Genomic DNA, 25,532 nt, shown 5'->3' on the forward strand with positions numbered 1-25,532 from the left:
AGATGGTCTGGGCAGGCACGTTGTAGATACGGGGACGCTCAATGAGGGGACGCCTTTCAGCAGCATTGCTGTCTACCGCAATCGCTACAGTACTCGGTTTATCCGCTTCCGCACAGGAACTTGTTTACGAGCCAATCAATCCTTCCTTCGGGGGCGACAGCTTCAATTCATCTCACCTTCTTGGCATCGCCAACGCCCAGAACGATTATCGCGATCCTGACCAGCAGAAGAATGCGGCCAGCCAGTCAGAGCAATTCGTCCGGCAGCTGCAGAGCCGCCTTCTGTCTTCGCTTGCCGGCGAAGTAAATGAGGCGATTTTCGGTGATAACCCACAGGATTCCGGGACAATCACTTTTGGTGATCAGATTATCGAGTTCTATCGCGGGCTTGATTCAGTTCAGTTGACGATCACTGATCTCACGACAGGAGCGATCACTGAAATTGAGGTCCCATTACTTTATGCTGGTGGCGCGGTAAGCGGGGCCAGTCCAACCAGTCTTGGCGCCATGAGCGGCCTTTATGGCGACGAGGCCGGCCAGTCTGGCGATATTCTTGATCCTTCAATCACCGGTGATGCCGGCTCAGATTCGGGGATCTACTAGGATGTGGGGATATCTGAAGGTTTCATCGTTTGCTGCGATTGCAGCAACGTTCCTGGCAGCTTGTACGACGACGACTGACGCAATGCAGTCCATCGTCAACGAGCCTGCCATTTCTGAAGTTGTGACCGAAACACAGTCTTCGCTTCGCGCGCTTCCACCTCCGCGTGAGCGCGCTGCTGTCGCTGTATACAGCTTCGAGGACCAGACGGGGCAGTTCAAGCCGACATCCGGCGTTCAGACGCTGTCTAAGGCGGTCACACAGGGGGCAACGTCTGTCCTGCTGAAGGCACTGCAGGATGCTGGCAACCGGTCCTGGTTCACGGTCATTGAGCGGGAAAATCTGGATAACTTGCTCAAGGAGCGCCAGATCATCCGTGAAATGCGCCGGCAATATCTTGGCGAAGAGGATGTCAACGAAGCGGCCCTGCCTCCTCTGCTGTTCGCAGGCATAATTCTGGAAGGCGGTATTATCGGATATGATTCCAATACCGTAACAGGCGGTGCTGGCGCGCGCTTTCTCGGTATTGGCGCGCATGCGAATTACCGTGAAGACAAGGTGACCGTGTATCTGCGCGCGGTGAGCGTGAAGACGGGTGAGGTGATCACCACTGTGGTTGCCTCCAAGAAGATCGCGTCGGTCGGCGTTGCGTCAAACGTATTCCGCTATGTTGCCTTCAAGGAGCTGCTGGAAGTCGACACGGGCATCACGACGAATGAACCGGACCTGCTTGCGCTCCGCCAGGCAACGGAAAAGGCCGTCGAGCTGCTGATCCTTGAAGGCGCCGATCTCGGGGTGTGGGGGTTTGCCGACCGTGTCGCGGGCGCTGACATTCTGGAGCAGTACCGCGCAGAACGTGATGGCGTGTTTGACGACATTGAATCGGCCTACGCATCCCGTGTCTCCAGCCCTGTCGAGCAGGCTGCTGTTTCGGACGAGGTCACCCGGTCCGTGAGTGCGCCGCCAGCCCGGGAACGCCGTGCACCTTCGCAGTCGTCCGCACCTGCAGAGCCGGAGGTGCCGACGTCCGGCAATGACCCGGCAGATGGAGTATTACCGTCCAGTATGACGCTGAACAAGCCAATCGCGAGCCGTGACCGGCGCGCCATGCTGAGCCTCAGCAACAGTAATTTCCTGCCTCAGAACCGTATGCTCGCCAGAGCGACCAATACCGCGTTCCGCAAGCAGGACCAAGTCGCCGCGCAGACCATCTCCGCGGTAGCAGCGGCCGTCGGACCAGTCACGCAAGGGGACGGCGAAGACGGACTGATGGCCGCTGACTTTTATAATGCCGCTATCGCGAGCTTGCCGACGCTCAGTGGTTATCAACGTTCGATGGCCGAATTGGAAATATGGCGAGCAGCGCAAGCTGCTCATCGGGAGTCTGAGGAAGAATCGAATTTGAGAGGCGCGTAATGCGTCGTTCAGGCCCGCCCAGGGGACAGCAACAAGATTGGGCGGTTGGTGAAGGGGGCTCGCCATTCGCGAGCTGAGCGAAGTTAAAGGAGTAGATCATGCGCAAACACCTTCTATTGGGAGCTTCAGTCGCTCTCGTGTTGGCCGCGCCTGCATTCGCGAATGAGTCTGATGTTAGTCAGTCCGGTTCGTCGCAGACGGCGACCGTGGTGCAGACTGGGGGCACGTCTGGCAATTCGGACATCACGCAAGCTGGTATCGACAACGAAGCAACCATCACGCAGGGCGATAATGGCGATCCGTTTGTCGCGACCCTGAATGACAGCGAAATCGATCAGCATGGTCTTCGCAATACAGCGAACGTGACCCAGTACAGCACGGGCACCGCAGGCGCGGATGCGAACACATCCTACCTCGAGCAGGATGGCGACGATGATATCGCCGATGTCCTGCAGAATGGCACCGGCAACGATTCCGACATCTATCAGAACGATGCCAGCGTCGGCACGATCGACGTAGACCAGTTCGGCATGGGCAACGCATCTGCCGTCGACCAGACGGGCGATGGCGGCATCGTCACGGTAGAACAGGGGCTTGCCAATCCGGGGGCGGATGGCAACTCTTCGATCGTGAACCAATATGGTGGCCTCAATCAGGCAACCATCTCCCAGGAAGATTCGGGCAACATCTCCGATGTCATGCAAAGCGGCGCCGAAAGCCTTGTTCTGGTTGATCAGTCGGGCTCTGCAAACACCGCTGACATCGACCAGGACGGCTATGCGAGCTCGATTGTCGACGTCACACAGATCTCGACGAGTGCGATTGGCAGCTCGGCCTTCCTGTTCCAGGATGGCGCATCGGGTTCGACGCTCACCGTCATGCAGATCGGCGGTGAAAATACCATCGGAGAAAGCCTGACGCCGTTCACCCAGACAAGCGCGAACTCTGCCGTAGACCTTACGCAGATCGGTACCGGCAACTCCATCGTTGGATCTCAGGGTGCGAACAATAATGCGATGTCCGTCTCGCAATCAGGCGAGAAGAACTCGGCGACGGTTGCTCAGGTCACGGACAACAACACGATGACCGTCAATCAGACCGGCGCCTATAATGTCTCGTACACCGAGCAGAATGGCGAGAACCTGAAGATGACGCTGGATCAGTCCGGTACTGGCCTGAACTCGGCGACCATTCTGCAGAGCGGTAATCTCAATGAGATGATCGTTATGCAGGACGGCACCTCCAATTCGGCTGATATCAAGCAGAAAGGCGACAACAACTCGCTCGATGTTGATACGCTCGGTGCCGACAACAGGGTGTATGTCGAACAGGGTGACGGTTCCAACCTGATCGAGATCGACCAGGATTCGGATGGCTCGAATGCTCGCATCTTCCAGGGTGGGGGCAATGGCAACGAAGCCTACGTTACCCAGACCACGGATGGGTCATTCTCATATGTGTTCCAGAACGGTTGGTCGAACTACGCCAATGTGAGCCAATAGTCAGGAGTTGATCCGGCTCAAGGGGCCGGGTTCTGGGAAAAGCTCTGATGAAACATTTCCTTGCCTCTGCTATCGCGGTCGCTGCCTTTGCAGCGCCCGCGTGGTCGCAAGGCGATGTTCCGGTCGAATACCAGAATGCGGCGATGGTTGAGCAGATCGGTTCGGTGAACGAAGCAATCGTCAATCAGCGCTGGCTTTTCGAAACCGACGCTCGTTCTCTCGCCTCGGTCACGCAAGCCGGTCTGCACAACTCTGCGCGTGTCCTTCAGCGAAACCTGATGAGAAACGTTGCGGACGACTTCAACAACAAGGCCCGCATATACCAGCGTTCGCGCTGGAGCGCGGCCACGGTCCGCCAGACGCACGACTATGCGGCGCTGAGCGCCAACAGGGCGAGGATCCATCAACGCACAGATGACGCAGTCTCAAAGACTTCGCAGCGGGGCGACGGCAACGTGTCGGTCATCCGCCAGACGGCGGCGGCCTTCAGCCCGGTCGCGAAGTCGCGGCAGAATGGTATCAATAATTTCATCGATATCTTGCAGGAGAGCTTTGGCGGAACCGTCATCGTGTCTCAAGACAGTTTCCTTGATGCAGATGAGACGGATTCGGCCGACGCAGTCGCTCCGCCGCTACCCAATGCGATCGATAATGAAGCGACCGTCGTGTCGCGTGGCCTTAATCCGACGGTGAGGGTCAAGCAGACGGGGCAATTGAATTTCGCGGATGTTCGCGAGGGAGGAATCGATGGCTGGATCACCATCAGGACTGACGCTTTCGCCAATCTGGCCACTGTCGATCAGTACAGTGTGACTGGCGTTGCCGCGATTGAACAGATCGGCGGTGACGTGAACAATGCCAGCATCTGGCAAGACAGTTCGGATTTTGCCAGTGAGGCCTTGATTGAGCAGTCCGGAATTGGAGGGCAGTCCAGCATCATCCAGTTGGACACCGACGGCCTCGGTGGAGAAAACTCCGCAAGTTCAAGGCAATCGGGCGCGAACTGGGTGTCGGACCTGATCAGCTCGACCATACTGCAGGATGGAACCGGCAATGTGGCAGTTGTCGATCAAAGTTCCGGTGTTGCCGTATCAACCATTGAACAGCTCGGTTCGTCGCACACAGCGAATGTAAGCCAATAGCTAGGGGACACGCGAATGAACGCCTTCTATCCGACAGCGATCCGGTTCTTCTCCGCGGGCCTGTCAGCCTTCCTGTTGTCTGGGTCCGTTGCCTTTGGGCATGGAGAAAAGGGTGGAGACCATGATGACGGCTCCAGGTCCGAATATGAGGTCCTCAGTCAGGACCCGTATGAAGCCCTGATCGACAAGGATTTTGACAGGCGTCGTAATGACCCTGACGAAGGTTTCAGCTTCGACCGGTCTGCGGTCGACTATCAGTCTTTCGACAATGGACCTGGCAACACCGCCATCATCGTCCAGAAGGGAGACGGCAATAGGGTGAGCGCTGTTCAGAGCGGCGATGACAATCTCCTGGTTTCTGTACAGCAATCTACTGGTGGGCCGAACCTGGCTGAAATCGTACAGTCGGGAAATGACAACGCTTCCGCGCTCCTGCAATATGGCGAGGACAATCTGTATTCGCTGGAACAGACCGGTCAGAACAACTGGTCTGAGGCGACCCAGTATGGCAACCGCAACACCTTCGAGCACGTGCAAAAAGGGGACAATCTCGGTTTCGCGATTACGCAGTATGGTGAATCATCGATAAGAGTGACGCAGAGCGGGCATTGAGAGGGAAACCATGCGCCGATTTACGACCTTCGCCGTCCTCGCTGCTTTTTTTGCCGCACCCGTATTCGCGGATGGCGATGGACTGATTGGGCAGCTTGGCAGCAATCAGGATGCGACTGGCGAGCGCAGCAGTGCCTCGCTCAGCCAGATCGGAAAGCGCGCGGTTGAATCCGGTCGCCTGGTGGATCAGATCGACGCGTCTCGGCCGTATCGAGCCAATATCGACGAATCCCGGGTCAGCGAAGTGCTGCCGTCTGACATCGACAGTGATGAGTGTCTGCTTACAACCCGGCAGGAAGCCGTGTTCGAATACCTGCGAGAAGAAGGGCGCGTGTTTCGCAACAATTGCGAAATGCTGAGCTGGCTGGATGGCAATGATGTGGATGAGCCATCGGAGCGCGATCTTTTCAATGTGATCTTCGGACCCGAGGCTCAACGGGTGAAGCAGGCGGAACTTGAGCGGCTTGAGCGAGAGCAGGCAGAGCTGGAGGCACGCGCCCGAATTCTCAATGCTATCAATAACGCTTCGTCAAATGACGGATAATCGGCGAGCCAGGTGCTTCGTCCTGTAAGCTATCCAATGCACAATGAGGGTGTCCTGACGAGGCACCGATAGTGGGCGAGGGTGCCGGGCGACGCGGCGTCAGCGTGGACAAGCCCTGCCACGGCAGGGCAGAACCCCAGTATGCCGACGACCCGAGTTGACAAATCTCTTCCGACACAGATGCGGGCGCTTTGCGTTGACAGGCTCGCTGAAGATTTTGCCGGCTGTTCTATCCGGTCGATTGATGTCCCGCGCCTGGCTGACGGTCAGATTCTGCTGAAAATTCGGGCGGGTAGTCTTGGCTTTCCTGATCTGCTGATGACCCACGGTGGATACCAGCATAAGCCCGAACTTCCCTTCATTCCGGGAGGGGATGTTGCAGGTGATGTTATCGCCGTAGGGGCGGGAGTCGACACTTTTCAGGTGGGCGACCGGGTCGTTACTGGTGGGCTCGGCGGGGCGTTCGCAGAGTATGGCTCCTACGCGGCGGCCACGGCCCGAAAGATACCGGACCAGCTCAGCTATGCCGAGGCGGCGTCGGTCGGGTCGGCCTATCTCACAGCCTATGTTTCGCTCGTGCGCCGCGCCAATATCCAGCCTGGCGAATGGCTGCTTGTCCATGGCGCCGCTGGCGGCGTTGGTCTGGCCGCCGTGGACCTTGGCAAGCATCTCGGGGCGAAGGTCATTGCAGCCGCATCCAGCGATGAAAAACTCCGCCAAGTCAGCGAAGCCTACGCGACGGACGCGCTCGTCAACTCCTCGCAAGGGTTTCGTGAGAAGGTGAAAGACATCACAGGTGGCGGAGCGGACGTGATCTATGATCCTGTGGGCGGCGACATTTTTGACGAAAGTGTAAGGTGCATTGCCTTTGACGGGCGCCTGCTTGTCATCGGTTTCGCCTCAGGCCGCATCCCGAGCATTTCTGTCAACATGCCTCTGATCAAGGGGTTCTCGGTGGTGGGGGTGCGTGCTGGCGAGTATGGCCGCCGGTTTCCCGAGCGGGGCCGCGAAAACATGGAAGCGGTCTGGAGGCTCGTGGCCGACGGTGCCGTGAAGCCGCACGTGCACCGCATTTATGCGCTGGATGACTGGCGGACCGCTTTTTCCGACATGGAAGAGCGTCGGGTCGTAGGCAGAGTCGTCATTGACCCTTCGCGGTAACGTCATGTGCGTAGATCCAGTCGAGGCGTGACCGGACAAAGCCCGGAGCGACGCTTCCGGCGAGCCACATTGGTCCGTAAGTGCCCAGCCGGGCAAGCGCGCTACGCCGATGGAACAGACCCATATTCGCGCGCGACGCTGCCTGCATTCTTGTCGTCCGGTGCATGCGGCGAGCTTCGTAACGTGCCAGACCTGCCGAAACGTCACCCGCTGTCTTCAGGCTGTCTGCCAGAACCCAGGCATCCTCTATCGCCATGGCGGCTCCCTGCGCCTGGAAGGGCAGCATAGGGTGGCAGGCATCACCCAGCAGGGCAACAGGGCCATCCGTCCAGCGCTGCAGCGGGTTTCTGTCAAACAATGCCCAGCGAAAATGTGAGTCCGCCTTGTTGATGAGTTCGGTGATGGTGAGATCCCAGCCGGCAAAATCCGCCAGGGCTTCGGCCTTGCTGCCCTTTTCGGTCCAGCTTTCGGTAGTCCAGTCTGATCGTTCGACAACGCCAACGAAGTTGGCGAGCTCACCGTTTCGAACCCGATAGGTCACGGCATGGCGTCCCTTGCCGGCCCACACGCAGGCTGTCGGCGGCGGCAGCCTGTCCAGCCGTTCGATTGGCACCGTTGCCCGCCAAGCGACATTACCGGTAAACCGGGGCGCGTCAGGTCCGGCAATCTGGGCACGAAGCCGCGAATGGATGCCGTCTGCTCCCACGATGAGTGAGCCAGATAAGATGGCGCCCGAATCGAGCTTCAGTTGCGGTTGGTCACCATCCGTAGAGTATTGTTCAGCACGCGTGCCGAAACGAATTTCGGCCTGGCCCGTCTTGAGCAATTCGGCCGCTAGCGTTTCGACGAGATCGGCGCGGTGAACATGATAATATGGGGCGCCCCAGCCTGCTTCATCGAGTGGGATGCGGAAGACAGGCCGACCTGATCGCCCCAGTCGCAGCTCAAGCGCTTCGGGCTCAAATGCGACCGCCCGGACCGCATCAGACACGCCAAGGGCGGAGAGAACTTTCACGGCATTCGGGCCGAGCTGCAGGCCCGCTCCCACTTCCCGGAAGCCTGACGCCGCTTCCAGAATGTGTACGGCCCAGCCCTGTCTTGCCAAGGCAAGCCCAGCGGTCAGCCCACCAATGCCGGCGCCTGCTATGAGCGCCAGTCTCTCAGTGCTTGAAGGTCCGGACGTTGATGGCATTGTTCGGCTCTAGCAGGCGTCGGTACACCTGTCTCGCAGCAGAATTGTCGCCGTGCTTGCAGCGGGACCAATTCAGGCAGACAATCAGGCAAAGGTCGGGAGGGCCAGATGATCTATCTTATAGCCGGTATCGTGCTGTTTTTCGGCACCCATCTCTTCACCACATTCAGGTCTCGTGCGCCCGGCAGCGACATCAAAGTGAAGCTCGGATACGGGCCGTATATGGGGCTCTACAGTCTGGCTGCGATCGCGGGTCTCGCCTTGCTCATTTATGGGTATGGGCAGATGCGGCCCTCCGCGGTGATCTGGCTGCCTCCAGTCTGGATGCGTCATCTGAATATCGCGATCCAGCTGGCCGCCTTTATCATTCTGTTCGCCGCATACACGCCGACGGGTTACATCAAGAAGACGCTGAAACACCCGATGCTGGTTGGCATCAAGCTCTGGGCCTTGGGACACTTGCTGGCAAATGGCGAACTTAATTCCATTCTGCTGTTCGCCAGCTTTCTCGCCTATGCCGTGATTGACCGGATCGCCTTGAAGAGGCGCGGTGACAATGGTCCGCCACCGGGCACTGTTCCGAACATTACAGGTGATGTTCTGGCGGTCTCTCTCGGCGCCGGCTTCTGGGCGGCGATGGTATTCGGCCTGCATCAGATGCTGTTCGGCATGCCGGTGCTGACCGGTTAATCGTCGCGAAGCGGCCAAGATTTCTTGTCGGCTGGCAGGTCGCGCGCTAAGGCTCTTGCCCATGTCAATGCAAACCCGGATTCAGCGAAAAACCGTTCGCGACATTGCTGCTGCCAAGGGCGGTCAGCCGCTCGTCTGCCTCACCGCCTATGATGCGCCCATGGCGGAGATCATGGACCCCCACGCCGACCTTATCCTCGTCGGAGATAGCGTTGGAATGGTTGTCCACGGTCTGCCGTCCACTGTCGGTGTGACAATGGAAATGATGATCCTGCATGGACAGGCCGTCATGCGCGGCTCAAAGCAGGCATTTGTCGTCGTCGACATGCCGTTCGGAAGTTACGAGACCAATGCCGACCAGGCCTTCCTCAACGCCGCGCGTCTCATGAAGGAAACCGGATGCCAGGCGGTGAAGATTGAGAGCGGTGCCTATGCGGCGCACCAGATTCGGCATCTGGTTGACCGGGGCGTTCCCGTCATGGGCCATGTCGGCCTTCGCCCGCAGGCCATAAATGTGGTGGGCGGTTTCAAGGCACAGGGCCGGAATGATGATGAACGCGCCCGCGTCATGGAAGAAGCGAAAGCGGCGGAAGAGGCTGGCGCATTCTCCATTGTGGTCGAAGGCGTCGCGGAAGACCTCGCTGAAGAAATTACGCAGGCGGTCAGCATTCCAACGATTGGCATCGGGGCATCGGCCACCTGTGATGGTCAGATTCTTGTGACGCATGATATGCTCGGCCTGTTCGACTGGACGCCAAAATTCGTTCGCGCATACGGCAACATGCGCGCCGAAATCGAACAATCAGTCAAGGAATATGCGGACGATGTCCGTGCCCGTGCCTTTCCCGGATCCGCAGAAACCTACAAGCTGCCCAAAGCTGGAGACAAACGGCTTTCTCGCCTTGGCGGGGACAAGTCCGGCGGTTAGGGTGCGCGAGCTGCGGCAGCGATTTTGAACATGTGGAGTAGGCCAGTTGGCTGATATCTTTGAGGAAGTTGAAGAAGGCCTCCGGCAGGACCGGGCCGCAAAGCTCTGGAAGAGATACGGCGTATTCGCCTATCTGGCCGCAGCGCTGCTTATTGGCGGTGTTGCGCTGAATGAGTACCTGCAGGCCCGTAATGCTGAAGAGGTTGAGGCAGGCGCGCTGCGATTCGAGACCGGGCTTGATGAGCTGAGTGAGCAGGACTGGGCGAGTGCGAGCGCAACGCTCGAAGCCTTGACCAAAGAAGACCGTGAAATTTCACCGCTCGCTGCCAACTATCTCGCGCAGGCACGCCTTGAGGGCGGCGAAGACGTCGCTGGCGCGATCGCTGCTCTCGAGCAGGCTGCAAATACTGAAACACCCATCGGCAAGGCGTCCCTGCTGAAAGCGGCGTATCTGAAATCTGCCACGATGAGCCGCGCCGAACTGGAAACCTATCTCGGCGCGCTTGCAGATGACGAATCCGGCTTTGGCGCATTGGCAACCGAATTGCTGGCGGCAGCGTCAGCCGCCGAAGGCGACTATCTGAAAGCGCGTCAGGACTTCAACTATCTTGCCGTGTCCCACGCTTTTGCCACCAGTGCCGTCAAGGATCGTGCAAGAGCCGCACTCGCTGCGATTCCCCGCGCGCCTGCAGGCGCGCAAGAGGCGCCCGCAGATGAAGCCGTGTCGGCGGAAACCGCAGCGACACCAGACACTGAAACAGAGCCGGGGGCCGGGGCCGCCGACGGAGAACCACAAGAATGACCTTTCAAACTTATTTCAGGCTGGGTGTCGTCGTCCTGCTGACGGCTTCGCTTGCCGGATGTTCCTATTTTCGCGGACAGCGCGCCGAAAAGGAGCGCCTCAGCGAAGAAGAAAAGGCCGGACGGATCGAAATGGTCCTCGGGGACGAAGCGCTTGAGGCTGATCCATCACTGGCCGGAACGCCCGTGAGCCTGCCTGCCGCAAAGGCACTGGCAAGCTGGCCGCAGGCTGGTTCCAGCGCGACCAAATCGCCAGGCCATGTTGCGGCGGCATCTGCCATGCAGGTTGCATGGCGGGTCGATGCCGGCGCTGGTTCAAGCCGCCGTTCTGCCCTGACGACAACACCGGTCGCAAGTGAAACCACCATCTTCGTCATCGACGCAAAACAGACGGTGCGTGCGTTTGACGTCAATTCCGGCAAGCGGCTGTGGCAACGCGAGCTGAAGTCCGGAAACAGCCGTGACCAGATCGGCATCGGATCGGGACTGGCCGTGGCCGGAGACCGACTGATCGTTGCCAGCGGCTATGGCTTTGTCAGCGCGCTTGACGTTTCCAATGGCGCAGAGATCTGGCGGCGAGACATGGAGGCACCGATGACCGGGTCTCCGACGATCAAGGATGGCCGCGCTTTCGTGTCGTCCAACAATAATGAGGTCTTCGCCATCGACGTTAGTTCCGGCCAGGTGCTGTGGACGGACCAGGCCATTGCTGAGTCGGCCCGGATTCTGGGCTCGCCGAGCTCTGCAGCGGTCGAGGACATCGTCATCACGCCATATTCCTCCGGTGAAATCATTGCCTATCTCGCTGCCAATGGCCGCCGGCTCTGGACCGAAGCTTTGTCGCGGCCGGGTCGGTTCACGCCAATCTCCTCCATCAATGATATCGCCTCTCGCCCGGTTATTGGCGGCGGTCTTGTCTTTGCCGCCAACCAGTCGGGTGTCATGGCGGCGATTGACGGCCGTTCAGGCAGCCGCGTCTGGGTTCAGCCGGTTGGCTCCACATCTGCACCGGCGCTTGCTGGGGAGTATATCTTCGTGTCCGGCACAAATGGCCAGATTGTCTGCCTCAATGCTGGCACCGGTCAGATCTACTGGGTGAAGCAGCTGCGCCAGTTCGAGAAGCAGGAGAAGAAGAAGGGCCGGATTTCCTATGCCGGACCGATTGTGGCATCCAACCAGGTCCTGGTGGTGTCTTCACGCGGCGAACTCATCAGCCTGTCGCCTCAGACGGGCGAGCGCACCGGTGCCATCGACCTTGGCGATCCGGTGTACCTTGAACCCATCTCAGTGGGCGACAAGGTATTTGTGCTGACAGATGATGCGCGCCTGATCGCAATCCGCTAAACGGCTGCGCTCACTCGCCAGATCTGAAATTCGGGGAAGGGGCGCTCCATGCCGCTGAAAATTGCAATTGTTGGTCGCCCGAATGTCGGTAAGTCGACGCTGTTCAACCGACTTGCCGGTAAGCAGCTCGCACTGGTCGACGACCAGCCTGGCGTTACCCGTGACCGCAAGGAAGCGCCCGGCCGGCTTGCGGATCTGCCACTTATCCTGATCGACACTGCAGGCTTCGAAGATGTGCATGACGACTCGCTGGAAGCGCGCATGCGCAGCCAGACCGAGATCGCCATCCGTGAGGCAGAACTGGCCCTGTTTCTGATCGATGCACGCGTCGGCGTTACGCCTATGGATGAGCGATTTGCGAACGTGCTTCGCAAGGCTGATCTGCCGGTCGTGCTCGCCGCCAACAAGGCAGAAGGCAATCAGGGCGATATGGGCCTCGCGGAAGCCTGGTCGCTTGGCTTTGGCGAACCGGTTGGACTGTCAGGGGCGCATGGCGAGGGAATGGGCGAGCTCTATGGGGCCATCCGCACCGCCCTCGGTGAAGAAGCATTCGAAGCGGCCTTTGCCGAGGATGATGCTGCAGAAGGCGCAGGCTTCGACGATGAAATTCTCGACAAGCTGGCGGAAATCGACGTTGACGATCCGAACCTTTCTGAAGATGAGCTGACTGCTGCGCTCGAAGCGGCAGGTATCGATGACGCCGCAGAAGCTGAGGCGCAGCTGGCCGCGCGCGAGGAAGCCAGGAAAAAGCCAATCCGGCTTGCCATTGTCGGTCGCCCCAATGCCGGCAAGTCGACACTGATTAATCAGCTTCTCGGTGAGCAACGGGTGCTGACGGGTCCCGAGGCTGGAATCACGCGTGACTCGATCGCCGTCGACTGGACCTATGAGGGACGCAAGGTGAAGCTGGTCGATACGGCCGGCCTGCGCCGCAAGGCCAAGGTCCAGGAAAAGCTGGAGCGCATGTCGACGGGCGAAACCGTACGCTCGCTGAAATATGCCGATATCGTCGCCCTGGTGATGGATGCGGACGAGGCGTTTGAAAAACAGGACCTGCAGATTGCGGACCTGGCGATTCGTGAAGGCCGCGGCCTGGTCTTCGTCATCTCGAAATGGGACCTTGTCGAGAACCACGCGCAGAAGATGCGCGAACTTTCCGAAATGGCGAAAGTGCTGCTGCCAAACGCCAAGGGCGCGCCTGTGGTGACGCTGTCAGGCCTGACCGGCAAGCGGGTGGACCGCTTTATGCCCGCTGTCGCCAAGGTCTATGATGACTGGTCGGCGCGGGTAAAAACCGGCGACCTCAATCGTTGGCTTCGCTACACGATAGAGCGGCACCCGCCGCCATCGGTGCACGGCAAGCGGATTAAGCCGCGCTACATGGCGCAGATGAAGTCGCGGCCACCCACTTTCGTGCTGATCGCCTCACGCGGCGAACATATGCCAGAGCAGTACAAGCGATTCCTGATCAACGGCATTCGAGAGGGTTTTGACCTGCCGGGCGTGCCGATACGGCTGTTTGTCCGTCAGGGCAGCAATCCATTCGCGGACAAGTACAAGCCGGGCAAGAAGAAAAAAGCTTAGTCCTTCGCCGTAACGCGTTCGCCGTTGCGGGTTTCCTCGGCCGTCAATAGAGGAATGAGCTTCGCAACAATCTCTTCCGGTGTCGGCAATGTCATCGGGTCTTCGCCAGGCATGGCGTCGGCCCGCATCTGCGTACGTGTCGCGCCGGGGTCGAACAGGTTGATCCGGAACTTGGTTTTCTCGTTCTCGTCGGCCCATGCCGCAATCATGCCCTCAAGGCCCGCCTTGGATGCCTGGTAGGGGCCCCAGAAGGCCCGCGGGCGGGGTACAACACCGGACGTAACGAATACAGCTCGTGGTGTTTCTGACCGAGCCAGAAGCGGTGACATGGCCCGTATGAGCCGCCAATTGGCCGTTAGGTTCACCTCGATCGTTTCTTCAAAGCTGCGCGGGCCAACCGTCTGCAGCGGTCCAAGTGTGCCCAGGATACCGGCGTTGCCAAGCAGTCCGTCGAGGCGTCCGAATCGTGACGCCAGTGCCTGGCCAACGGTTTCGAATGCCGTCTTGTCCTTCAGATCCATCGGGATGAGCGTTGCGCTCCCGTCCGCAGCCTTGATGGCATCGTCGAGCTTTTCCAGAGCAAGCTTGGAGCGCGAAATCGCGATGACGTGGTGGCCGTTCGAAGCGAGTGCCAATGCTGCGGCCTTGCCGATGCCTCTGGAGGCCCCGGTGACGAGGGTAATGCGTTTGTCCATGTCGGGCGGGTTAGACTGGGAGGCGGCTTTAGTCCAGCAGCGAAAGCTGGCGATCCTTTGCGCTTTCCTCGCGCTGATGGTCGACGAGGCGCGTCGGATAGCATCCGGTGAAGCAGTGATCGGAGAATTGCGGCAGGTTCACATCGCGTTCGATGCCAATGGCGGAATAAAGTCCGGGCACAGAAAGGAAGCCGAGTGTTTCGACTTTCAGGAATTCGCGCATCTGTTCGAGCGTATTGGTTGCGGCGAGCAGTTCGGACTGCGCCGCCATGTCAATGCCGTAGAAGTCCGGATGGGTGATCGGCGGGCTTGCTGAGCGCATATGCACCTCTCGCGCACCTGCATCGCGAACCATCTGGACGATCTTCTTCGATGTGTTCCCACGCACGATTGAATCGTCGACCAGAAGGACGCGCTTGCCCTCAAGCACGGCACGGTTGGGAGAATGCTTCTTCGAAATGGACTTCTGGCGCCCCGTCTGGGTCGGCTCGATAAAGGTACGGCCGACATAGTGGCTGCGGATGATACCGAGCTGGAATGGAATGCCGGATTGTTCGGAAAACCCGATCGCCGCTGGTACACCAGAATCAGGCACAGGAACGATCACATCGACATCTGCAGGGTTCTCAAGCGCCAGCTGATGCCCCATGCGCCGACGTACTTCATAAACAGAACGGCCCTGAACTATGCTGTCAGGGCGCGCAAAATAGACATATTCGAACAGGCAGGGGCTCTCGGGGCGTTTGGGGAACGGATAGAAGCTCTCCACGCCTTGTTCCGAGATGATAATCACTTCGCCATTCTCGATCTCGCGGATGAATTCCGCGCCGATAATGTCGAGCGCACAGGTTTCCGATGCGAGCACCCAGCCATCACCGATCTTCCCGAGTACCAGCGGACGCAGGCCGATTGGGTCACGGGCACCGATAAGCTTCTTGTTAGTCAGGCCAACGAGCGCGTAACCGCCTTCAATATAGGTGAGTGCGTCCTGGAAGCGGTCCCGCATCAGCGGCTTCGGGCTGCGCGCGACAAGCTGGAGCACCACCTCGGTGTCCATGGTGGACTGGAAGATCGCGCCTTTTTCGATGAGGTCGCGGCGCAGCGCCCGGGCATTCGTAATGTTTCCATTGTGGGCAACGGCAAAGCCAGACGAGGCGAGATCGGCAAAGATCGGTTGAATGTTGCGAAGCGCAGGCTTGCCTTGTGTCGAATACCGATTGTGCCCGATGGCAGACGTGCCAGGCAGGCGCTCGGTCAGATTGCCCCCGAAATTCTCGCCGACGAGTCCCATGTGGCGCTCATTGTGGAACTTCTCGCCGTCGAAGGTGGTAATGCCACAGGCTTCCTGCCCGCGATGCTGAAGCGCGTGCAGGCCAAGTGCTGTGAGCAGAGCTGCTTCAGGATGTCCGAAAACGCCAACGATGCCGCATTCTTCGCGAGGTTTGTCGTCATCATGATCCCAGAACATCGACACACCTCATTGGCTTATTGCCTGCGAGTTATGACGGAGATGTGACTTCGTCAAGGGGATCGCGCTGTTGAACGCGTTCTCCCACCTGTGGCGCGTAGCGTTCGACATACTCCGCGCCATTTTCCAGCATCGGATAGGACTGAGCGTCGCGAATCCATTCCGGAATGCGGTCATGATCGAGGGCCATGCGCATAAGAAACACGAAGAATATCAAGACGATCGCGCCGCGCACGAAGCCGAAAACCGCGCCTGCGATGCGGTCAAAGGCGCTTACGCCTTCTGCGCCCTGGATCGATTTGGACAGGTTCGCCCCGAACCACGCCACAACGACATATGCCAACAGGAAAAAGCCGAGCAGCAGGATCGCGGATGGCAGCCAGTCCGGCGAATCGGCAGGAAGGAGGCTGACAAGAAATCCGTTCAGGAACTTGTTGGCGAAATAGGCGGCGGCGAGCGCAGCAATGAACGCTCCGAGTGTTGCCAGTTCGCGCATGAAGCCGCGTGCCAGCGCCATCAGCGTGGAGATAATCAGAAGGACGATCACGATCGCGTCAAAGGCTGTGAGGGCGTCCATCATGCGTCTGGTTCCGGACCTAACAAGTCTACAAGTTCAGATAGCCGTGACAGCCCCGTCACGGTCAACCCTTCAATTGCGGACAAACTGCCTTCTGGCACGAACGCATGCTTGAAACCTAGCCGTTTGGCCTCCTTAAGGCGCTGATCCATTCGTGCTACCGGCCGGATCGAACCCGATAGCGCCACCTCACCGAAGAAGACGGACTTTTCCGGCGCGGGCCTGTCGGCGAGTGAGGTGAGAAGGGCCGCGGCCGCTGCGAGGTCTCCGGCAGGCTCAGCGATTCGGTAGCCACCGGCCACAGAGAGATAGACGTCACGGCCGCCCAGCGAGACCCCGCAGCGAGCTTCCAGCACCGCAAGGACCATGGCGAGCCGGTTTGCATCCCAGCCGACGATGCTGCGCCGAGGGGTGCCGTAGGCAGAATTGGAAACAAGTGCCTGGACCTCGGCGAGGACTGGTCTTGAGCCCTCCATCGCCGCGAACACCGCTGCCCCGCCAGATCCCTCATTGTCACTGGACAGGAACAGGGCCGATGGCTCACGTGCTGGCGCCAGTCCATATTGATGCATTTCAAAGATGCCGATTTCGTCGGTCGGTCCGAAGCGGTTCTTCACCGCGCGCAGGATCCGGAACTGGTGTCCGCGCTCGCCCTCAAAGTAAAATACAGTGTCGACCATATGTTCAACGACGCGGGGGCCAGCGATCTGGCCTTCCTTGGTCACGTGTCCGACGAGGATCAGCGCGACATCCGACTTCTTTGCCCATCGCGTCAGTTCCTGTGCGCACGCGCGTACCTGTGCGACAGAACCGGGCGCCGCTTCAAGATTGTCTGACCACATGGTCTGGATTGAATCGATCACGACGAAGTCCGGCTTTGCAGCCTTGAGCGCCGCCAGCACTTTTCGAAGATCTGTCTCAGTCGCGAGTTCAACAGGGCTTTCTGCAACCTTCAGCCGGCGTGCGCGATCCTGGATCTGCGCGGCTGCCTCTTCCCCTGACACGTACACGGTTTTCAGGCCATTGCGCGCAAGGCGGGCCGCGACCTGTAACAGGAGCGTGGATTTTCCTATGCCGGGATCGCCCCCAATCAGCGTGGCCGAAGACGGCACCAGACCGCCGCCGAATACCCGGTCGAGTTCTTCAACCCCAATCTCGTGCCTCTGCTGAGGCTCGGTTTCAGCGTTCAGCGGCGTGAACTCTGCCTTGCCGGCCTTGCGAGAAAGCGTTTTTGGCGCCGAGAGACCGCCCGGAGCCGCTGACATGGAGTCCTCGACCAGCGTATTCCACTCGCCACATGCTTCGCAGCGACCGGCCCATTTTGCATGAACAGCGCCGCAGGATTGGCAGACAAAACTCGTATTGGACTTGGCCATGGGGAAAGGCCCTAAAGCGATGCGCCGATGCCGTGAAGCATCAATTAAAATACGACAATTGTAACATTAACAGCTTGTAATTATCGAAAAACAATAATTATGGTATGGTGCTTGGGCTCAAGGGAACGGGTATGAAAACATAATCAGAGAGGGACATATCATGTTCTCGAAGAAACTTGCCATTGTCAGCTTTTTTGCCGCTTCGGCACTTGCCGTCAGCCCAGCCCTTGCCGCTGGGGCCAAGGATACCAAATCGGCTGAAGTTGACATATCAGGATTCGACCTGACAACGGATGATGGCTCCAAAGTGGTCATCCATCGGCTGGAACGTGCTGCAAAAAAGGTGTGTGGGGCTCGATCAGGCCCGCAATCCATTGCCGAAAGAAATGCAATAAACCGGTGCATCGACGACGCGATGAACAACGCGCTTGAGTCGCTCACCGCCGCGCGCGAACGCCAGGCGGCGCTCAAGAATACCGACGTCGGCTAAGCGGAGATTCCGTAACGGACACCCGGTTGCGCAAGCTGACGTGACCGGGTGTGCATCACGTTCCAGGCATATTATGGAGGAGTGTTTCAGATGTAGTGCGCAGGGTGGAAAATAGCGAGTGTTTCGCGTTTTATCGGCATTTTAATTCATATCTTCTGACGGCCGGTCCGAGCCGTCGTCGTCAAAGGGCGGTAATTTCGGGACCGATTTTCCCATACAGGTGAAGGGCGCTACGCCGTCTGGCATCCTGCCATTCTGCAGCCGAACCGCCCGCGCCGGGCCTCTTGCATTGCCGGCTGTGAAGGCAAACTGTCCCTCCAGGACATCGACATTGCGCTGGTAAAAAGGGATGTAGCCTGAAAGCAGGCGTCGGCCGACTGTTGGGTGCAATTCGAACCGGCCCGTCGAGGCCCGTCTTGCACCTTCAAATCTGCCCGTGAGCGACACTGAGTTAATCTCTTTGGCGCCTACCAGCCGTACTGGGTGTCGAGCCGTCGCGGGTATCGCGGCGAAAGCCTCTTCGACTTTTTCGCCATCGCCGACGACTGGCGCTGACAACGGATCATCAGAAAGGAATACGTGCCAGGCAAGGTGAAGGCCTTCATAGGCAGCAAAATCCGTTTCCTCAGTGCAGGTATCGATCCGCCACTCGCCATCGAGGCGGAACTTTTCATATTGCAGCCAGCCGGTAAAGCCGATCGACACGGCTGTGAACGCAACTGAGATGATCTTGATGACTTCGAACATGGCGCGGCTCCCCTCATGCCGGTGATGGGAAGATTAGCTTCGCGCAGGCGAGGAGACCAGAACTAGATCGCGGGCTGGATAGGACCGTCGGCGCGACCGTTCACGAACTGGTCGACATGCGCATTACCCGAATTCTCGATGCTGGAGGCCGGACCGCGCCAGATGATCCTGCCTTCGAACAGCATGGCGATCTCATCCGCCACCTTGCGGGCGGATGCCATGTCATGTGTGATCGTCACGGCTGCCGCGCCAAGCGCCTTTACCTGCTCCAGAATGAGGTCATTGATCGCATCAGCAGTGATGGGGTCGAGGCCGGTGGTCGGTTCATCGAAAAAGATGAGGTCCGGTTTGGTGATGATGGCGCGGGCGAGGGCGACCCGTTTCTGCATGCCGCCAGATATTTCAGCAGGATAGAGGTCTGCGACTGACGAGCCGAGACGGACTTTCTTCAGTGTTTCGATCGCCCGCTCCTTGGCGTCCGAACGCTTCATCTTCTCGGCGTTCAGCAACCGGAAGGCGACGTTCTCCCAGACGGTCAGACTGTCAAATAGAGCGCCGGACTGGAACAGCATGCCGATCCTGGCCCGCATCGCTTCACGCTCGCGGCCCTGATCGTGGGTGACGTCTTCGCCGTTGAACAGGATCTGTCCGGCATCCGGCGTCATCAGGCCAAGCGCATTTTTCAGCATGACGGACTTTCCGGAGCCCGATCCGCCAAGAACGACAAGCGAATTGCCTGGCGCAACATCGATATCCACGCCCCGCAGGACCTGATTGGACCCAAAGCTTTTCTCGACGCCTTTGAGCTGGAGGATGGGCTGGGTCATGGCTTAGATCCCTATCCGGACGAAGAGAGTGGAAAGCATGTAATTGCTGGCCAGAACGAGTACGGCCGCGCCGACCATGGACAGGGTCGCTGCCCGCCCGACGCCCGTCGCGCCGGCCTTGGATTTTGAGCCCTGATAGCACCCCATGATGGCGATCACAGCTCCGAAGATGACAGCCTTGATGAGTCCGACGACAACGTCTTCCATCGTCAGGAAGTCGATCGTGTTGCGCAAATAGGTTGTTGAATCGAAGTCGAGGGCGAACACGCTGACCAGCCAGCCGCCCATAACGCCAATGATGTCAGAAATCAGAACGAGGACGGGCAGGGTGATGCATGCGGCCAGGAAGCGCGGCGCATAGAGATATCGGAATGGGTTGGCCGACAGCGTTTTCAGCGCGTCAATCTGCTCGGTCACTTTCATCGCACCGATTTCGGCCGCGATACCGGCCGTTACCCGGCCGGCCAGCATGAGGCCGGTGATCGTTGCGCCCAGCTCGCGCGTGATGCCGAGAACGACGATGTTCGGGACAAACTGCTCAGCGCCAAAGCGATTGCCGCCCGTATAGATGTTGAGTGCGAGAGCGGCCCCGATAAAGACCGCAGAGAGGCCCACCACAGGAAGGGAGTAAAAGCCAATGGCTACGATCTGCTTCCAGATCTGTGCCAGGTTCCAGGGCGGAGTGAAGGCAGCCGCTTTCGTCCGTCCGGCGAAGATTGCGAGACGTCCTGTCTCTGCAAACAGGCCGATAGCCCCGCGGCCCAGCCAGGCGAGCGGATTGGGAAAGCCACTGGAATTAGTCGTAGAGCCGTCTGACACGTCGTCCCAGTCCCGTTACAAGTTCATAGCCGACGGTGCCGGCACATCTGGCTTGCTCCTCGAGTGGAGCTTCAGGCCCGATGAATTGGGCGAATGCGCCAGGTTTGGCAAGGTCTGAGGCTGCGCTCACATCAATCGTGATGAGATCCATCGAGACCCGCCCCATGATCGGACAGCGAATGCCACCAAGGCAAGCAAAACCGCGATTGCTGGCATGTCGGGGGAAGCCGTCGCCATAACCAAGCGCCACCGTCGCAAGCAGGGTTTCATGCCTCAATTCTCGCGTTGCGCCATAGCCGACGGTCTCGTCGGGGCCGGCCGTTTGCACAGTCAGAATGGGGGCTTCGAGCGTCATTCCGGGACGAAGAATTGTGCCCTCTGGCGGCGTCGGTCCGCCTCCATAAAGGCCAATTCCCGGACGGGTTATATCGAAGCCGTACATTTGTCCGAGAAAGCATCCGCCGGTGTTTGCAAGACTGGATCTGACCCTGGTCAATGGCAGGATCAGATCGCCAAACGTGTAACACTGGCGGGTATTGAGAACGCATTGAGGGTCGTCGGAGTCGACCAGGTGTGACATCACGTGTGAGAGCGGTGTCCCGCGAACCAGATCGAACATCCGTGGCACATCGGCAGGTCGCACGCCGAGGCGGTTCATGCCCGTATCAATGTGCACCGCATATGGTTCTGTACGATTGTACGACAGCCAGTCCTCGAGCGCTTCGATGGAATTCATGACAGGCACGAGAGCTGCGTCTTGTACAATTGTACGATCCTCGTGCTGCGCCCCGTTGAAAACGATGATTTCGGCGTCGGCACCAATCGCCTCGCGCAGCTGTGCGCCCTCTTCGACATAGGCCACGAAGAACGTTCGGCAGCCCGCCCGATGAAGCGTCAGGCCGACCTCAGCGACGCCATGCCCATAGGCGTTCGCCTTGACCACCGCGCCGGTCTCGCTGTCCGCCGTCAGCGAGCCGATCGTGCGCCAGTTCGCGACTATGTTGTCGAGGTGGATTCTGGCGCGCGGGTGAAGACTCATAAGCTCGCGTTTAGCTGGGCTCGCCGGTTTCGCAAACTCTATTCGTATCCATCATCGGCTGGCGCGCGATCAAGATTTCCGAACCTTGTCGTGTTGGCATCGAAGGCGAGGACGACGCGCCCGATCGGACCGTGCCGCTGTTTGCCTATGATGACTTCCGCAGTGCCATAGACTTCGTCCATGCGCTGGCGCCACTTCGTCCACTTTTCCGCTGCCTGTGGGTCGTCGCCGCCAGCCTGCGGTTCGGTCCGCTCCAGATAATAGGATTCCCGGTAGACGAACATCACCACATCCGCGTCCTGCTCAATCGAGCCAGATTCGCGAAGGTCAGAGAGTTGTGGGCGTTTGTCGTCGCGCTGTTCTACGGCACGCGAGAGCTGGGAAAGGGCGACGACGGGCACGTTGAGATCCTTGGCGAGCGCTTTCAGCGACATGGTAATCTGCGTGATTTCCTGAACGCGCGATTCGCCGGACTTGCCTGTTGAGGCGGTGAGCAGCTGCAGATAGTCGATCACAACCATATCAAGGCCGACTGTCCGCTTCAGGCGGCGCGCGCGGGCAGCGAGCTGGCTCACCGAGATACCGCCCTGATCATCAATGTATAGCGGCAAGTTCTGCAACTCTTCAGTGGCTTCGCGGATCTTTTCAAAGTCGTGCTTGTCGAGATCACCCTGGCGGATCCGGTGAGCATTGATGCCGGTCCGCTCAGCAATGATACGCGTTGCAAGCTGCTCGCAGGACATCTCGAGAGAGAAGAAAGCGACGACGGCACCCTCAACCGTCTTTTTCGATCCGTCCTCCTGAACTTCCCGCTTGCAGGCATGCGCAGCGTTGAAGGCGATATTGGTTGCCAGTGTGGTTTTTCCCATGGAGGGTCGGCCAGCCAGGATCACAAGGTCTGACCTGTGGAAACCGCCGAGTTTCTGGTCGAGATCGTCCAGATGCGATGCAATGCCGGCGATCTTGCCATCGCGCTGATAGGCGGCCTCGGCCATCTGCAGCGATTCTTTCAGGGCTGATGCGAACGTGTGGAAACCGCGACCCGAAGAGCCCCTGTCAGCGAGGTCAAACAGGGCGCGCTCGGCCAGTTCCATCTGGCGATCGCCATTCTCGTCCGGTCCGGGGCGGAAGGCTCTCTGCTGGACGCTCGCGCCAATATCGATGAGCTCGCGCCGCATCGAGAAGTCGCGGATCATATGTGCATAGTCGGAAATCTCGGGGCCAAAGGCGGCCGAGTCGAGAAGCTCTGCGAGATAGGCGGCTCCGCCAATCTCCTGGAGCTTGTCAGCTTTCTCGAAATGCTCGCGCAACGTGATGCCGTCGGCGACCCGTCCGGACTGGATCATGTTCGAACAGACTTCAAAGATTTCCTGATGCGGAATGGAGTAGAAATCCCCCGGTCTCAACGTGTCCGCAACCCGCTGGAACGCGTTGTTATCGTACAGGATTGCACCGATAACGGCCGCCTCGGCGGACAGGTTGTGTGGCACCTCCACAGTGGAGGGGGGATTGGACATATCGTTCATGGTTTGGACCAGTCTGTCTGAATTCGTGACATTAACCAAGAGGCGATAAAGATTGCAGGCTTGACTCGCAGTGATTCAGGGTCGTTTTGCGGTCCGTCCACAGACGAATGTTTTGCTGTGGACAAAATCGGTTCGGGCAGGGGGTTCGCCAGACTAAAAAGGCCGCACCCGATTGAGCGCGGCCTTTCGAATTCAAAGCGGATGGTGACGTCTAGTCTTCGTCGCTTTCGCGAACTGATTCCATCATTTCAGCGTTGGCTTCAGCCATTTCAGCAGCCTGCTCAGCCGCAGCGCCTTGCTGTTCGGCCTGGATCGTCTCGATGACGTTCTCGCCGGCAGCCTGACGGTCAGCTTCTTCCTGCGAGCGGGCAACGTTCACGGTAATGGTGACAGCGACTTCAGCGTGAAGGCGCACGTCCATCTCGTAAATGCCGAGCGTCTTGATCGGCTGATCGAGCTTGATCTGGCCACGGCGAACCTTGAAGTCTTTTTCCGCCAGCGCATCAACGATGTCGCGGGTCGAAACAGAACCATAGAGGTTGCCGGTGTCGGAAGACTGACGGATGAGGACCAGTTCGGTGCCGTCGAGGCTCTGGCCCTGGCTCTGGGCTTCCGAGCGGGCTTCGGCATTGCGCTTTTCAATGATGTCGCGTTCCGCTGCGAAGCGGGCCCGGTTCTTGTCATTGGCGATAAGCGCCTTGCCGCGAGGCAGCAGGAAGTTGCGGGCAAAGCCGTTCTTCACGGTGACTTCTTCGCCAAGCTCGCCGAGGTTTTCAACGCGTTCGAGAAGGATGATATCCATGTGGGTGTCCTCCTACTTCACAGTGAATGGCAGGAGCGCGAGCATGCGGGCGCGTTTGATGGCGCGGGCAAGCTTGCGCTGGTTCTTGACGTTCACAGCAGTGATCCGCGACGGGACAATCTTGCCCTTCTCGGAGATGTAGCGCTGAAGGAGTTTCACGTCCTTGTAGTCAATCTCCGGCGCGCCCTCACCCGAAAACGGGTCGACCTTGCGGCGGCGATTGAACGTCCGGCGGGCCGGGATGTTGGTGATATTTATATCACCTGCATTGTTTTCTGAAGACATATCTCTTCCCCTTAGTCCTTGCTGCGGCCTTTGCGGCCCATCATCGCGGACGGCTCGTCGTCGAGCTGGTCGACCTTGATCGTCATGTAACGGATGACGTCGTCGGAGATCCGCTGGCGGCGCTCAAGCTCTGCGATCGCTTCGGCTGGGCCGTCGATGTTGAGCAGGGAATAGTGACCCTTGCGCTGCTTGTTGATCGGATAGGAGAGGTTCCGCAGGCCCCAATACTCGGTCTTGCCGACCTTGGCGCCCTGGTTCTTCAGGAATTCGCTGAGTTCCTCGATCAGAGACTCGACCTGTGCAGGCGAGATGTCCGGCCGGGAAATCAGCACGTGTTCATAGTATGACATTTTGCTTTCCCATGGTTCTGGGCAGCGGCGCTGGAGTGGCGGGAAACCTCTCCGGCGATGGCCCCTGACAGGTACGGCTCATTCCGCACCGCAGGACCGCAGCCCGTTGAAGCGCGGCTTAAACCTCAAACTGTGGATAAAAGCAAGCCGGAAGGCTCAGTCGCTGGCTGCGTTCCGACCATTCATGATGGCCATAAGCCGCTTGCCGCCGACAGCATCTTTCAGGAAGTTGAATGTGCCGGTCGACTGAAGCTCCTCAGCGGCCCGGATCAGCCCGCCATTTGCAGCATTTGCCAGCGCCGAGCCAAGGCTGACGCGTCGCACGCCGATCTCGGCCATTGCTTCGACCGGTCCAAACCCATCGAAAGGTCCCATGAGTACATTCAGCGGTCGGTCAATCGATGCGAGCACCGAGTGGATATCCGCAAGGGTCCGTAGGGCGGGGGCATACAGGACGTGCGCGCCCGCGTCCTGATAGGCTTGCAGGCGCTTAATTGTGTCGGCGAGGTCAGGCGTGCCCGAGAAGAAATTCTCGGCGCGCGCGGTCAGCATGAACGGAAAAGGCAATGCATTTGCAGCTTCCACGGCCGCCGCAACGCGATCTTTCGCGGCGCTGATGCTGTATTGTCCCTTCCCGCGGCCCGCAAAATCCTCAATTGATCCGCCGACCAATCCAGATGCGGCCGCTTGCCTTATGGTTTCTGCGCAGTCTTCCGGGCTGTCACCAAAACCGTTTTCCAGGTCCGCCGAGATCGGGATGGACGTGGCTTCGCAGAGTGCCCTCGAATGGTTCATCACCATGCTGCGTGTCACCTCATAGTCATCGGCTCCCATCGAGTTCGCAAATCCGGCACTCGTTGTTGCAAGCGCCGCGAACCCCATTCCTTCGAGCACACGCGCTGACCCCATGTCCCAGGGGTTCGGGATGATGAAACATCCGCTCTCATGGAGCGCCTGAAACGTTTTCGCCTTCTCGGTCTGACTGGTCATGATGTGATTTTCCCGCTGTGAAGAT

The 25,532-nt window shown here is 59.0% G+C and carries 27 protein-coding genes; 13 read left to right on the top strand and 14 right to left on the bottom strand.

Features of this window, described 5'->3' with window-relative positions; translation table 11 throughout:
* Positions 1 to 41 precede the first annotated feature (41 nt).
* From B8746_RS09750 to B8746_RS09780, 7 genes are all read left to right on the top strand, one after another.
* Positions 42 to 602 (top strand): curli assembly protein CsgF, encoded by a 561-nt coding sequence (locus B8746_RS09750; RefSeq protein WP_084393504.1) that lies wholly within the window; start codon positions 42 to 44, stop codon positions 600 to 602.
* Position 603: 1 nt separating this feature from the next.
* Positions 604 to 2,016: a CsgG/HfaB family protein gene (locus B8746_RS09755; RefSeq protein ID WP_084393505.1), complete on the top strand. Its 1,413-nt coding sequence runs from the start codon at positions 604 to 606 to the stop codon at positions 2,014 to 2,016.
* A 98-nt stretch (positions 2,017 to 2,114) separates the two neighbouring features.
* The gene (locus tag B8746_RS09760) at positions 2,115 to 3,518 is read left to right on the top strand and encodes a hypothetical protein (protein WP_084393506.1); all 1,404 of its coding nucleotides are present in this window, start codon (positions 2,115 to 2,117) and stop codon (positions 3,516 to 3,518) included.
* Positions 3,519 to 3,565: 47 nt separating this feature from the next.
* Complete coding sequence (locus B8746_RS09765; RefSeq protein WP_084393507.1) at positions 3,566 to 4,660, top strand: hypothetical protein; 1,095 nt, start codon at positions 3,566 to 3,568, stop codon at positions 4,658 to 4,660.
* A gap of 15 nt (positions 4,661 to 4,675) precedes the next feature.
* Positions 4,676 to 5,272 (top strand): hypothetical protein, encoded by a 597-nt coding sequence (locus tag B8746_RS09770; RefSeq protein WP_084393508.1) that lies wholly within the window; start codon positions 4,676 to 4,678, stop codon positions 5,270 to 5,272.
* 10 nt (positions 5,273 to 5,282) lie between these two features.
* Positions 5,283 to 5,816, top strand: coding sequence for a hypothetical protein (locus B8746_RS09775; RefSeq protein ID WP_084393509.1), 534 nt, complete (start codon positions 5,283 to 5,285; stop codon positions 5,814 to 5,816).
* A gap of 180 nt (positions 5,817 to 5,996) precedes the next feature.
* The gene (locus B8746_RS09780; protein ID WP_084394194.1) at positions 5,997 to 6,977 is read left to right on the top strand and encodes an NADPH:quinone oxidoreductase family protein; all 981 of its coding nucleotides are present in this window, start codon (positions 5,997 to 5,999) and stop codon (positions 6,975 to 6,977) included.
* Here the strand turns inward: B8746_RS09780 and B8746_RS09785 are convergent.
* Positions 6,958 to 8,169 carry an FAD-dependent monooxygenase gene (locus tag B8746_RS09785; RefSeq protein WP_084393510.1) on the bottom strand — a complete coding sequence of 404 codons (1,212 nt, stop codon included), beginning with the start codon at positions 8,167 to 8,169 and terminating at the stop codon, positions 6,958 to 6,960. The genes B8746_RS09780 and B8746_RS09785 overlap by 20 nt on opposite strands.
* Positions 8,170 to 8,277: 108 nt before the next feature.
* Between B8746_RS09785 and B8746_RS09790 the strand changes: the two genes are divergently transcribed.
* From B8746_RS09790 to der, 5 genes are all read left to right on the top strand, one after another.
* Positions 8,278 to 8,859: an NnrU family protein gene (locus tag B8746_RS09790; RefSeq protein WP_084393511.1), complete on the top strand. Its 582-nt coding sequence runs from the start codon at positions 8,278 to 8,280 to the stop codon at positions 8,857 to 8,859.
* Between the two features lie 61 nt (positions 8,860 to 8,920).
* Complete coding sequence (gene panB, locus B8746_RS09795) at positions 8,921 to 9,787, top strand: 3-methyl-2-oxobutanoate hydroxymethyltransferase (protein WP_084393512.1); 867 nt, start codon at positions 8,921 to 8,923, stop codon at positions 9,785 to 9,787.
* A 46-nt stretch (positions 9,788 to 9,833) separates the two neighbouring features.
* Positions 9,834 to 10,589 carry a hypothetical protein gene (locus B8746_RS09800; RefSeq protein WP_084393513.1) on the top strand — a complete coding sequence of 252 codons (756 nt, stop codon included), beginning with the start codon at positions 9,834 to 9,836 and terminating at the stop codon, positions 10,587 to 10,589.
* Complete coding sequence (locus tag B8746_RS09805; RefSeq protein WP_084393514.1) at positions 10,586 to 11,932, top strand: outer membrane protein assembly factor BamB family protein; 1,347 nt, start codon at positions 10,586 to 10,588, stop codon at positions 11,930 to 11,932. Before B8746_RS09800 ends, B8746_RS09805 begins: the two co-directional genes overlap by 4 nt.
* 48 nt (positions 11,933 to 11,980) lie before the next feature.
* Entirely contained in the window at positions 11,981 to 13,516 is a 1,536-nt protein-coding gene (der, locus tag B8746_RS09810; protein WP_084393515.1) for a ribosome biogenesis GTPase Der, read from the top strand.
* On the opposite strand, the gene B8746_RS09815 is transcribed toward der, so the two are convergent.
* The 4 genes from B8746_RS09815 to radA are packed head-to-tail and all read right to left on the bottom strand — an operon-like array spanning position 13,513 to position 17,632.
* Complete coding sequence (locus B8746_RS09815) at positions 13,513 to 14,211, bottom strand: SDR family NAD(P)-dependent oxidoreductase (RefSeq protein WP_084393516.1); 699 nt, start codon at positions 14,209 to 14,211, stop codon at positions 13,513 to 13,515. The genes der and B8746_RS09815 overlap by 4 nt on opposite strands.
* 28 nt (positions 14,212 to 14,239) lie before the next feature.
* Positions 14,240 to 15,679 (bottom strand): amidophosphoribosyltransferase, encoded by a 1,440-nt coding sequence (gene purF / locus B8746_RS09820; protein ID WP_084393517.1) that lies wholly within the window; start codon positions 15,677 to 15,679, stop codon positions 14,240 to 14,242.
* A 31-nt stretch (positions 15,680 to 15,710) separates the two neighbouring features.
* Positions 15,711 to 16,259, bottom strand: coding sequence for a CvpA family protein (locus B8746_RS09825; RefSeq protein WP_233124146.1), 549 nt, complete (start codon positions 16,257 to 16,259; stop codon positions 15,711 to 15,713).
* A complete protein-coding gene (gene radA, locus B8746_RS09830; protein ID WP_084393519.1) occupies positions 16,256 to 17,632 on the bottom strand; it encodes a DNA repair protein RadA in 1,377 nt (458 codons plus the stop codon). Before radA ends, B8746_RS09825 begins: the two co-directional genes overlap by 4 nt.
* 160 nt (positions 17,633 to 17,792) lie before the next feature.
* Between radA and B8746_RS09835 the strand changes: the two genes are divergently transcribed.
* A complete protein-coding gene (locus tag B8746_RS09835; protein ID WP_084393520.1) occupies positions 17,793 to 18,122 on the top strand; it encodes a UrcA family protein in 330 nt (109 codons plus the stop codon).
* A 141-nt stretch (positions 18,123 to 18,263) separates the two neighbouring features.
* On the opposite strand, the gene B8746_RS09840 is transcribed toward B8746_RS09835, so the two are convergent.
* The 9 genes from B8746_RS09840 to B8746_RS09880 all read right to left on the bottom strand — a co-directional run bounded on the left by B8746_RS09840 (position 18,264) and on the right by B8746_RS09880 (position 25,507).
* A complete protein-coding gene (locus tag B8746_RS09840; protein WP_084393521.1) occupies positions 18,264 to 18,869 on the bottom strand; it encodes a hypothetical protein in 606 nt (201 codons plus the stop codon).
* Positions 18,870 to 18,931: 62 nt separating this feature from the next.
* Positions 18,932 to 19,696, bottom strand: a complete 765-nt coding sequence (locus B8746_RS09845; RefSeq protein ID WP_084393522.1) for an ABC transporter ATP-binding protein — start codon at positions 19,694 to 19,696, stop codon at positions 18,932 to 18,934.
* A 3-nt stretch (positions 19,697 to 19,699) separates the two neighbouring features.
* Positions 19,700 to 20,515 (bottom strand): MlaE family ABC transporter permease, encoded by an 816-nt coding sequence (locus B8746_RS09850; RefSeq protein ID WP_084393523.1) that lies wholly within the window; start codon positions 20,513 to 20,515, stop codon positions 19,700 to 19,702.
* Positions 20,493 to 21,554, bottom strand: coding sequence for an alanine racemase (alr, locus tag B8746_RS09855; RefSeq protein WP_084393524.1), 1,062 nt, complete (start codon positions 21,552 to 21,554; stop codon positions 20,493 to 20,495). The genes B8746_RS09850 and alr overlap by 23 nt, the downstream gene beginning before the upstream one ends.
* 38 nt (positions 21,555 to 21,592) lie before the next feature.
* A complete protein-coding gene (locus tag B8746_RS09860; RefSeq protein WP_084393525.1) occupies positions 21,593 to 23,080 on the bottom strand; it encodes a replicative DNA helicase in 1,488 nt (495 codons plus the stop codon).
* Between the two features lie 211 nt (positions 23,081 to 23,291).
* Positions 23,292 to 23,882 (bottom strand): 50S ribosomal protein L9, encoded by a 591-nt coding sequence (rplI, locus tag B8746_RS09865; RefSeq protein ID WP_084393526.1) that lies wholly within the window; start codon positions 23,880 to 23,882, stop codon positions 23,292 to 23,294.
* A 12-nt stretch (positions 23,883 to 23,894) separates the two neighbouring features.
* On the bottom strand, positions 23,895 to 24,167 hold the full coding sequence (gene rpsR, locus B8746_RS09870) for a 30S ribosomal protein S18 (RefSeq protein ID WP_084393527.1): 273 nt from the start codon (positions 24,165 to 24,167) through the stop codon (positions 23,895 to 23,897).
* A gap of 11 nt (positions 24,168 to 24,178) precedes the next feature.
* Entirely contained in the window at positions 24,179 to 24,517 is a 339-nt protein-coding gene (gene rpsF / locus B8746_RS09875; protein ID WP_084393528.1) for a 30S ribosomal protein S6, read from the bottom strand.
* A 156-nt stretch (positions 24,518 to 24,673) separates the two neighbouring features.
* Positions 24,674 to 25,507: an isocitrate lyase/PEP mutase family protein gene (locus B8746_RS09880; protein ID WP_084393529.1), complete on the bottom strand. Its 834-nt coding sequence runs from the start codon at positions 25,505 to 25,507 to the stop codon at positions 24,674 to 24,676.
* Between the last annotated feature and the right edge of the window lie 25 nt (positions 25,508 to 25,532).

This window comes from Henriciella pelagia, from assembly GCF_002088945.1.
Taxonomy (GTDB): Bacteria; Pseudomonadota; Alphaproteobacteria; order Caulobacterales; family Hyphomonadaceae; genus Henriciella; species Henriciella pelagia.

Bases quoted from the DNA above. Each gene is read 5' to 3' on its own strand.
- B8746_RS09750 (WP_084393504.1), top strand. From the start codon at position 42: ATGAGGGGACGCCTTTCAGCAGCATTGCTGTCTACCGCAATCGCTACA.
- B8746_RS09755 (WP_084393505.1), top strand. From the start codon at position 604: ATGTGGGGATATCTGAAGGTTTCATCGTTTGCTGCGATTGCAGCAACG.
- B8746_RS09760 (WP_084393506.1), top strand. From the start codon at position 2,115: ATGCGCAAACACCTTCTATTGGGAGCTTCAGTCGCTCTCGTGTTGGCC.
- B8746_RS09765 (WP_084393507.1), top strand. From the start codon at position 3,566: ATGAAACATTTCCTTGCCTCTGCTATCGCGGTCGCTGCCTTTGCAGCG.
- B8746_RS09770 (WP_084393508.1), top strand. From the start codon at position 4,676: ATGAACGCCTTCTATCCGACAGCGATCCGGTTCTTCTCCGCGGGCCTG.
- B8746_RS09775 (WP_084393509.1), top strand. From the start codon at position 5,283: ATGCGCCGATTTACGACCTTCGCCGTCCTCGCTGCTTTTTTTGCCGCA.
- B8746_RS09780 (WP_084394194.1), top strand. From the start codon at position 5,997: ATGCGGGCGCTTTGCGTTGACAGGCTCGCTGAAGATTTTGCCGGCTGT.
- B8746_RS09785 (WP_084393510.1), bottom strand. From the start codon at position 8,169: ATGCCATCAACGTCCGGACCTTCAAGCACTGAGAGACTGGCGCTCATA.
- B8746_RS09790 (WP_084393511.1), top strand. From the start codon at position 8,278: ATGATCTATCTTATAGCCGGTATCGTGCTGTTTTTCGGCACCCATCTC.
- panB (WP_084393512.1), top strand. From the start codon at position 8,921: ATGTCAATGCAAACCCGGATTCAGCGAAAAACCGTTCGCGACATTGCT.
- B8746_RS09805 (WP_084393514.1), top strand. From the start codon at position 10,586: ATGACCTTTCAAACTTATTTCAGGCTGGGTGTCGTCGTCCTGCTGACG.
- der (WP_084393515.1), top strand. From the start codon at position 11,981: ATGCCGCTGAAAATTGCAATTGTTGGTCGCCCGAATGTCGGTAAGTCG.
- B8746_RS09815 (WP_084393516.1), bottom strand. From the start codon at position 14,211: ATGGACAAACGCATTACCCTCGTCACCGGGGCCTCCAGAGGCATCGGC.
- purF (WP_084393517.1), bottom strand. From the start codon at position 15,679: ATGTTCTGGGATCATGATGACGACAAACCTCGCGAAGAATGCGGCATC.
- B8746_RS09825 (WP_233124146.1), bottom strand. From the start codon at position 16,259: ATGATGGACGCCCTCACAGCCTTTGACGCGATCGTGATCGTCCTTCTG.
- radA (WP_084393519.1), bottom strand. From the start codon at position 17,632: ATGGCCAAGTCCAATACGAGTTTTGTCTGCCAATCCTGCGGCGCTGTT.
- B8746_RS09835 (WP_084393520.1), top strand. From the start codon at position 17,793: ATGTTCTCGAAGAAACTTGCCATTGTCAGCTTTTTTGCCGCTTCGGCA.
- B8746_RS09840 (WP_084393521.1), bottom strand. From the start codon at position 18,869: ATGTTCGAAGTCATCAAGATCATCTCAGTTGCGTTCACAGCCGTGTCG.
- B8746_RS09845 (WP_084393522.1), bottom strand. From the start codon at position 19,696: ATGACCCAGCCCATCCTCCAGCTCAAAGGCGTCGAGAAAAGCTTTGGG.
- alr (WP_084393524.1), bottom strand. From the start codon at position 21,554: ATGAGTCTTCACCCGCGCGCCAGAATCCACCTCGACAACATAGTCGCG.
- B8746_RS09860 (WP_084393525.1), bottom strand. From the start codon at position 23,080: ATGAACGATATGTCCAATCCCCCCTCCACTGTGGAGGTGCCACACAAC.
- rplI (WP_084393526.1), bottom strand. From the start codon at position 23,882: ATGGATATCATCCTTCTCGAACGCGTTGAAAACCTCGGCGAGCTTGGC.
- rpsR (WP_084393527.1), bottom strand. From the start codon at position 24,167: ATGTCTTCAGAAAACAATGCAGGTGATATAAATATCACCAACATCCCG.
- rpsF (WP_084393528.1), bottom strand. From the start codon at position 24,517: ATGTCATACTATGAACACGTGCTGATTTCCCGGCCGGACATCTCGCCT.
- B8746_RS09880 (WP_084393529.1), bottom strand. From the start codon at position 25,507: ATGACCAGTCAGACCGAGAAGGCGAAAACGTTTCAGGCGCTCCATGAG.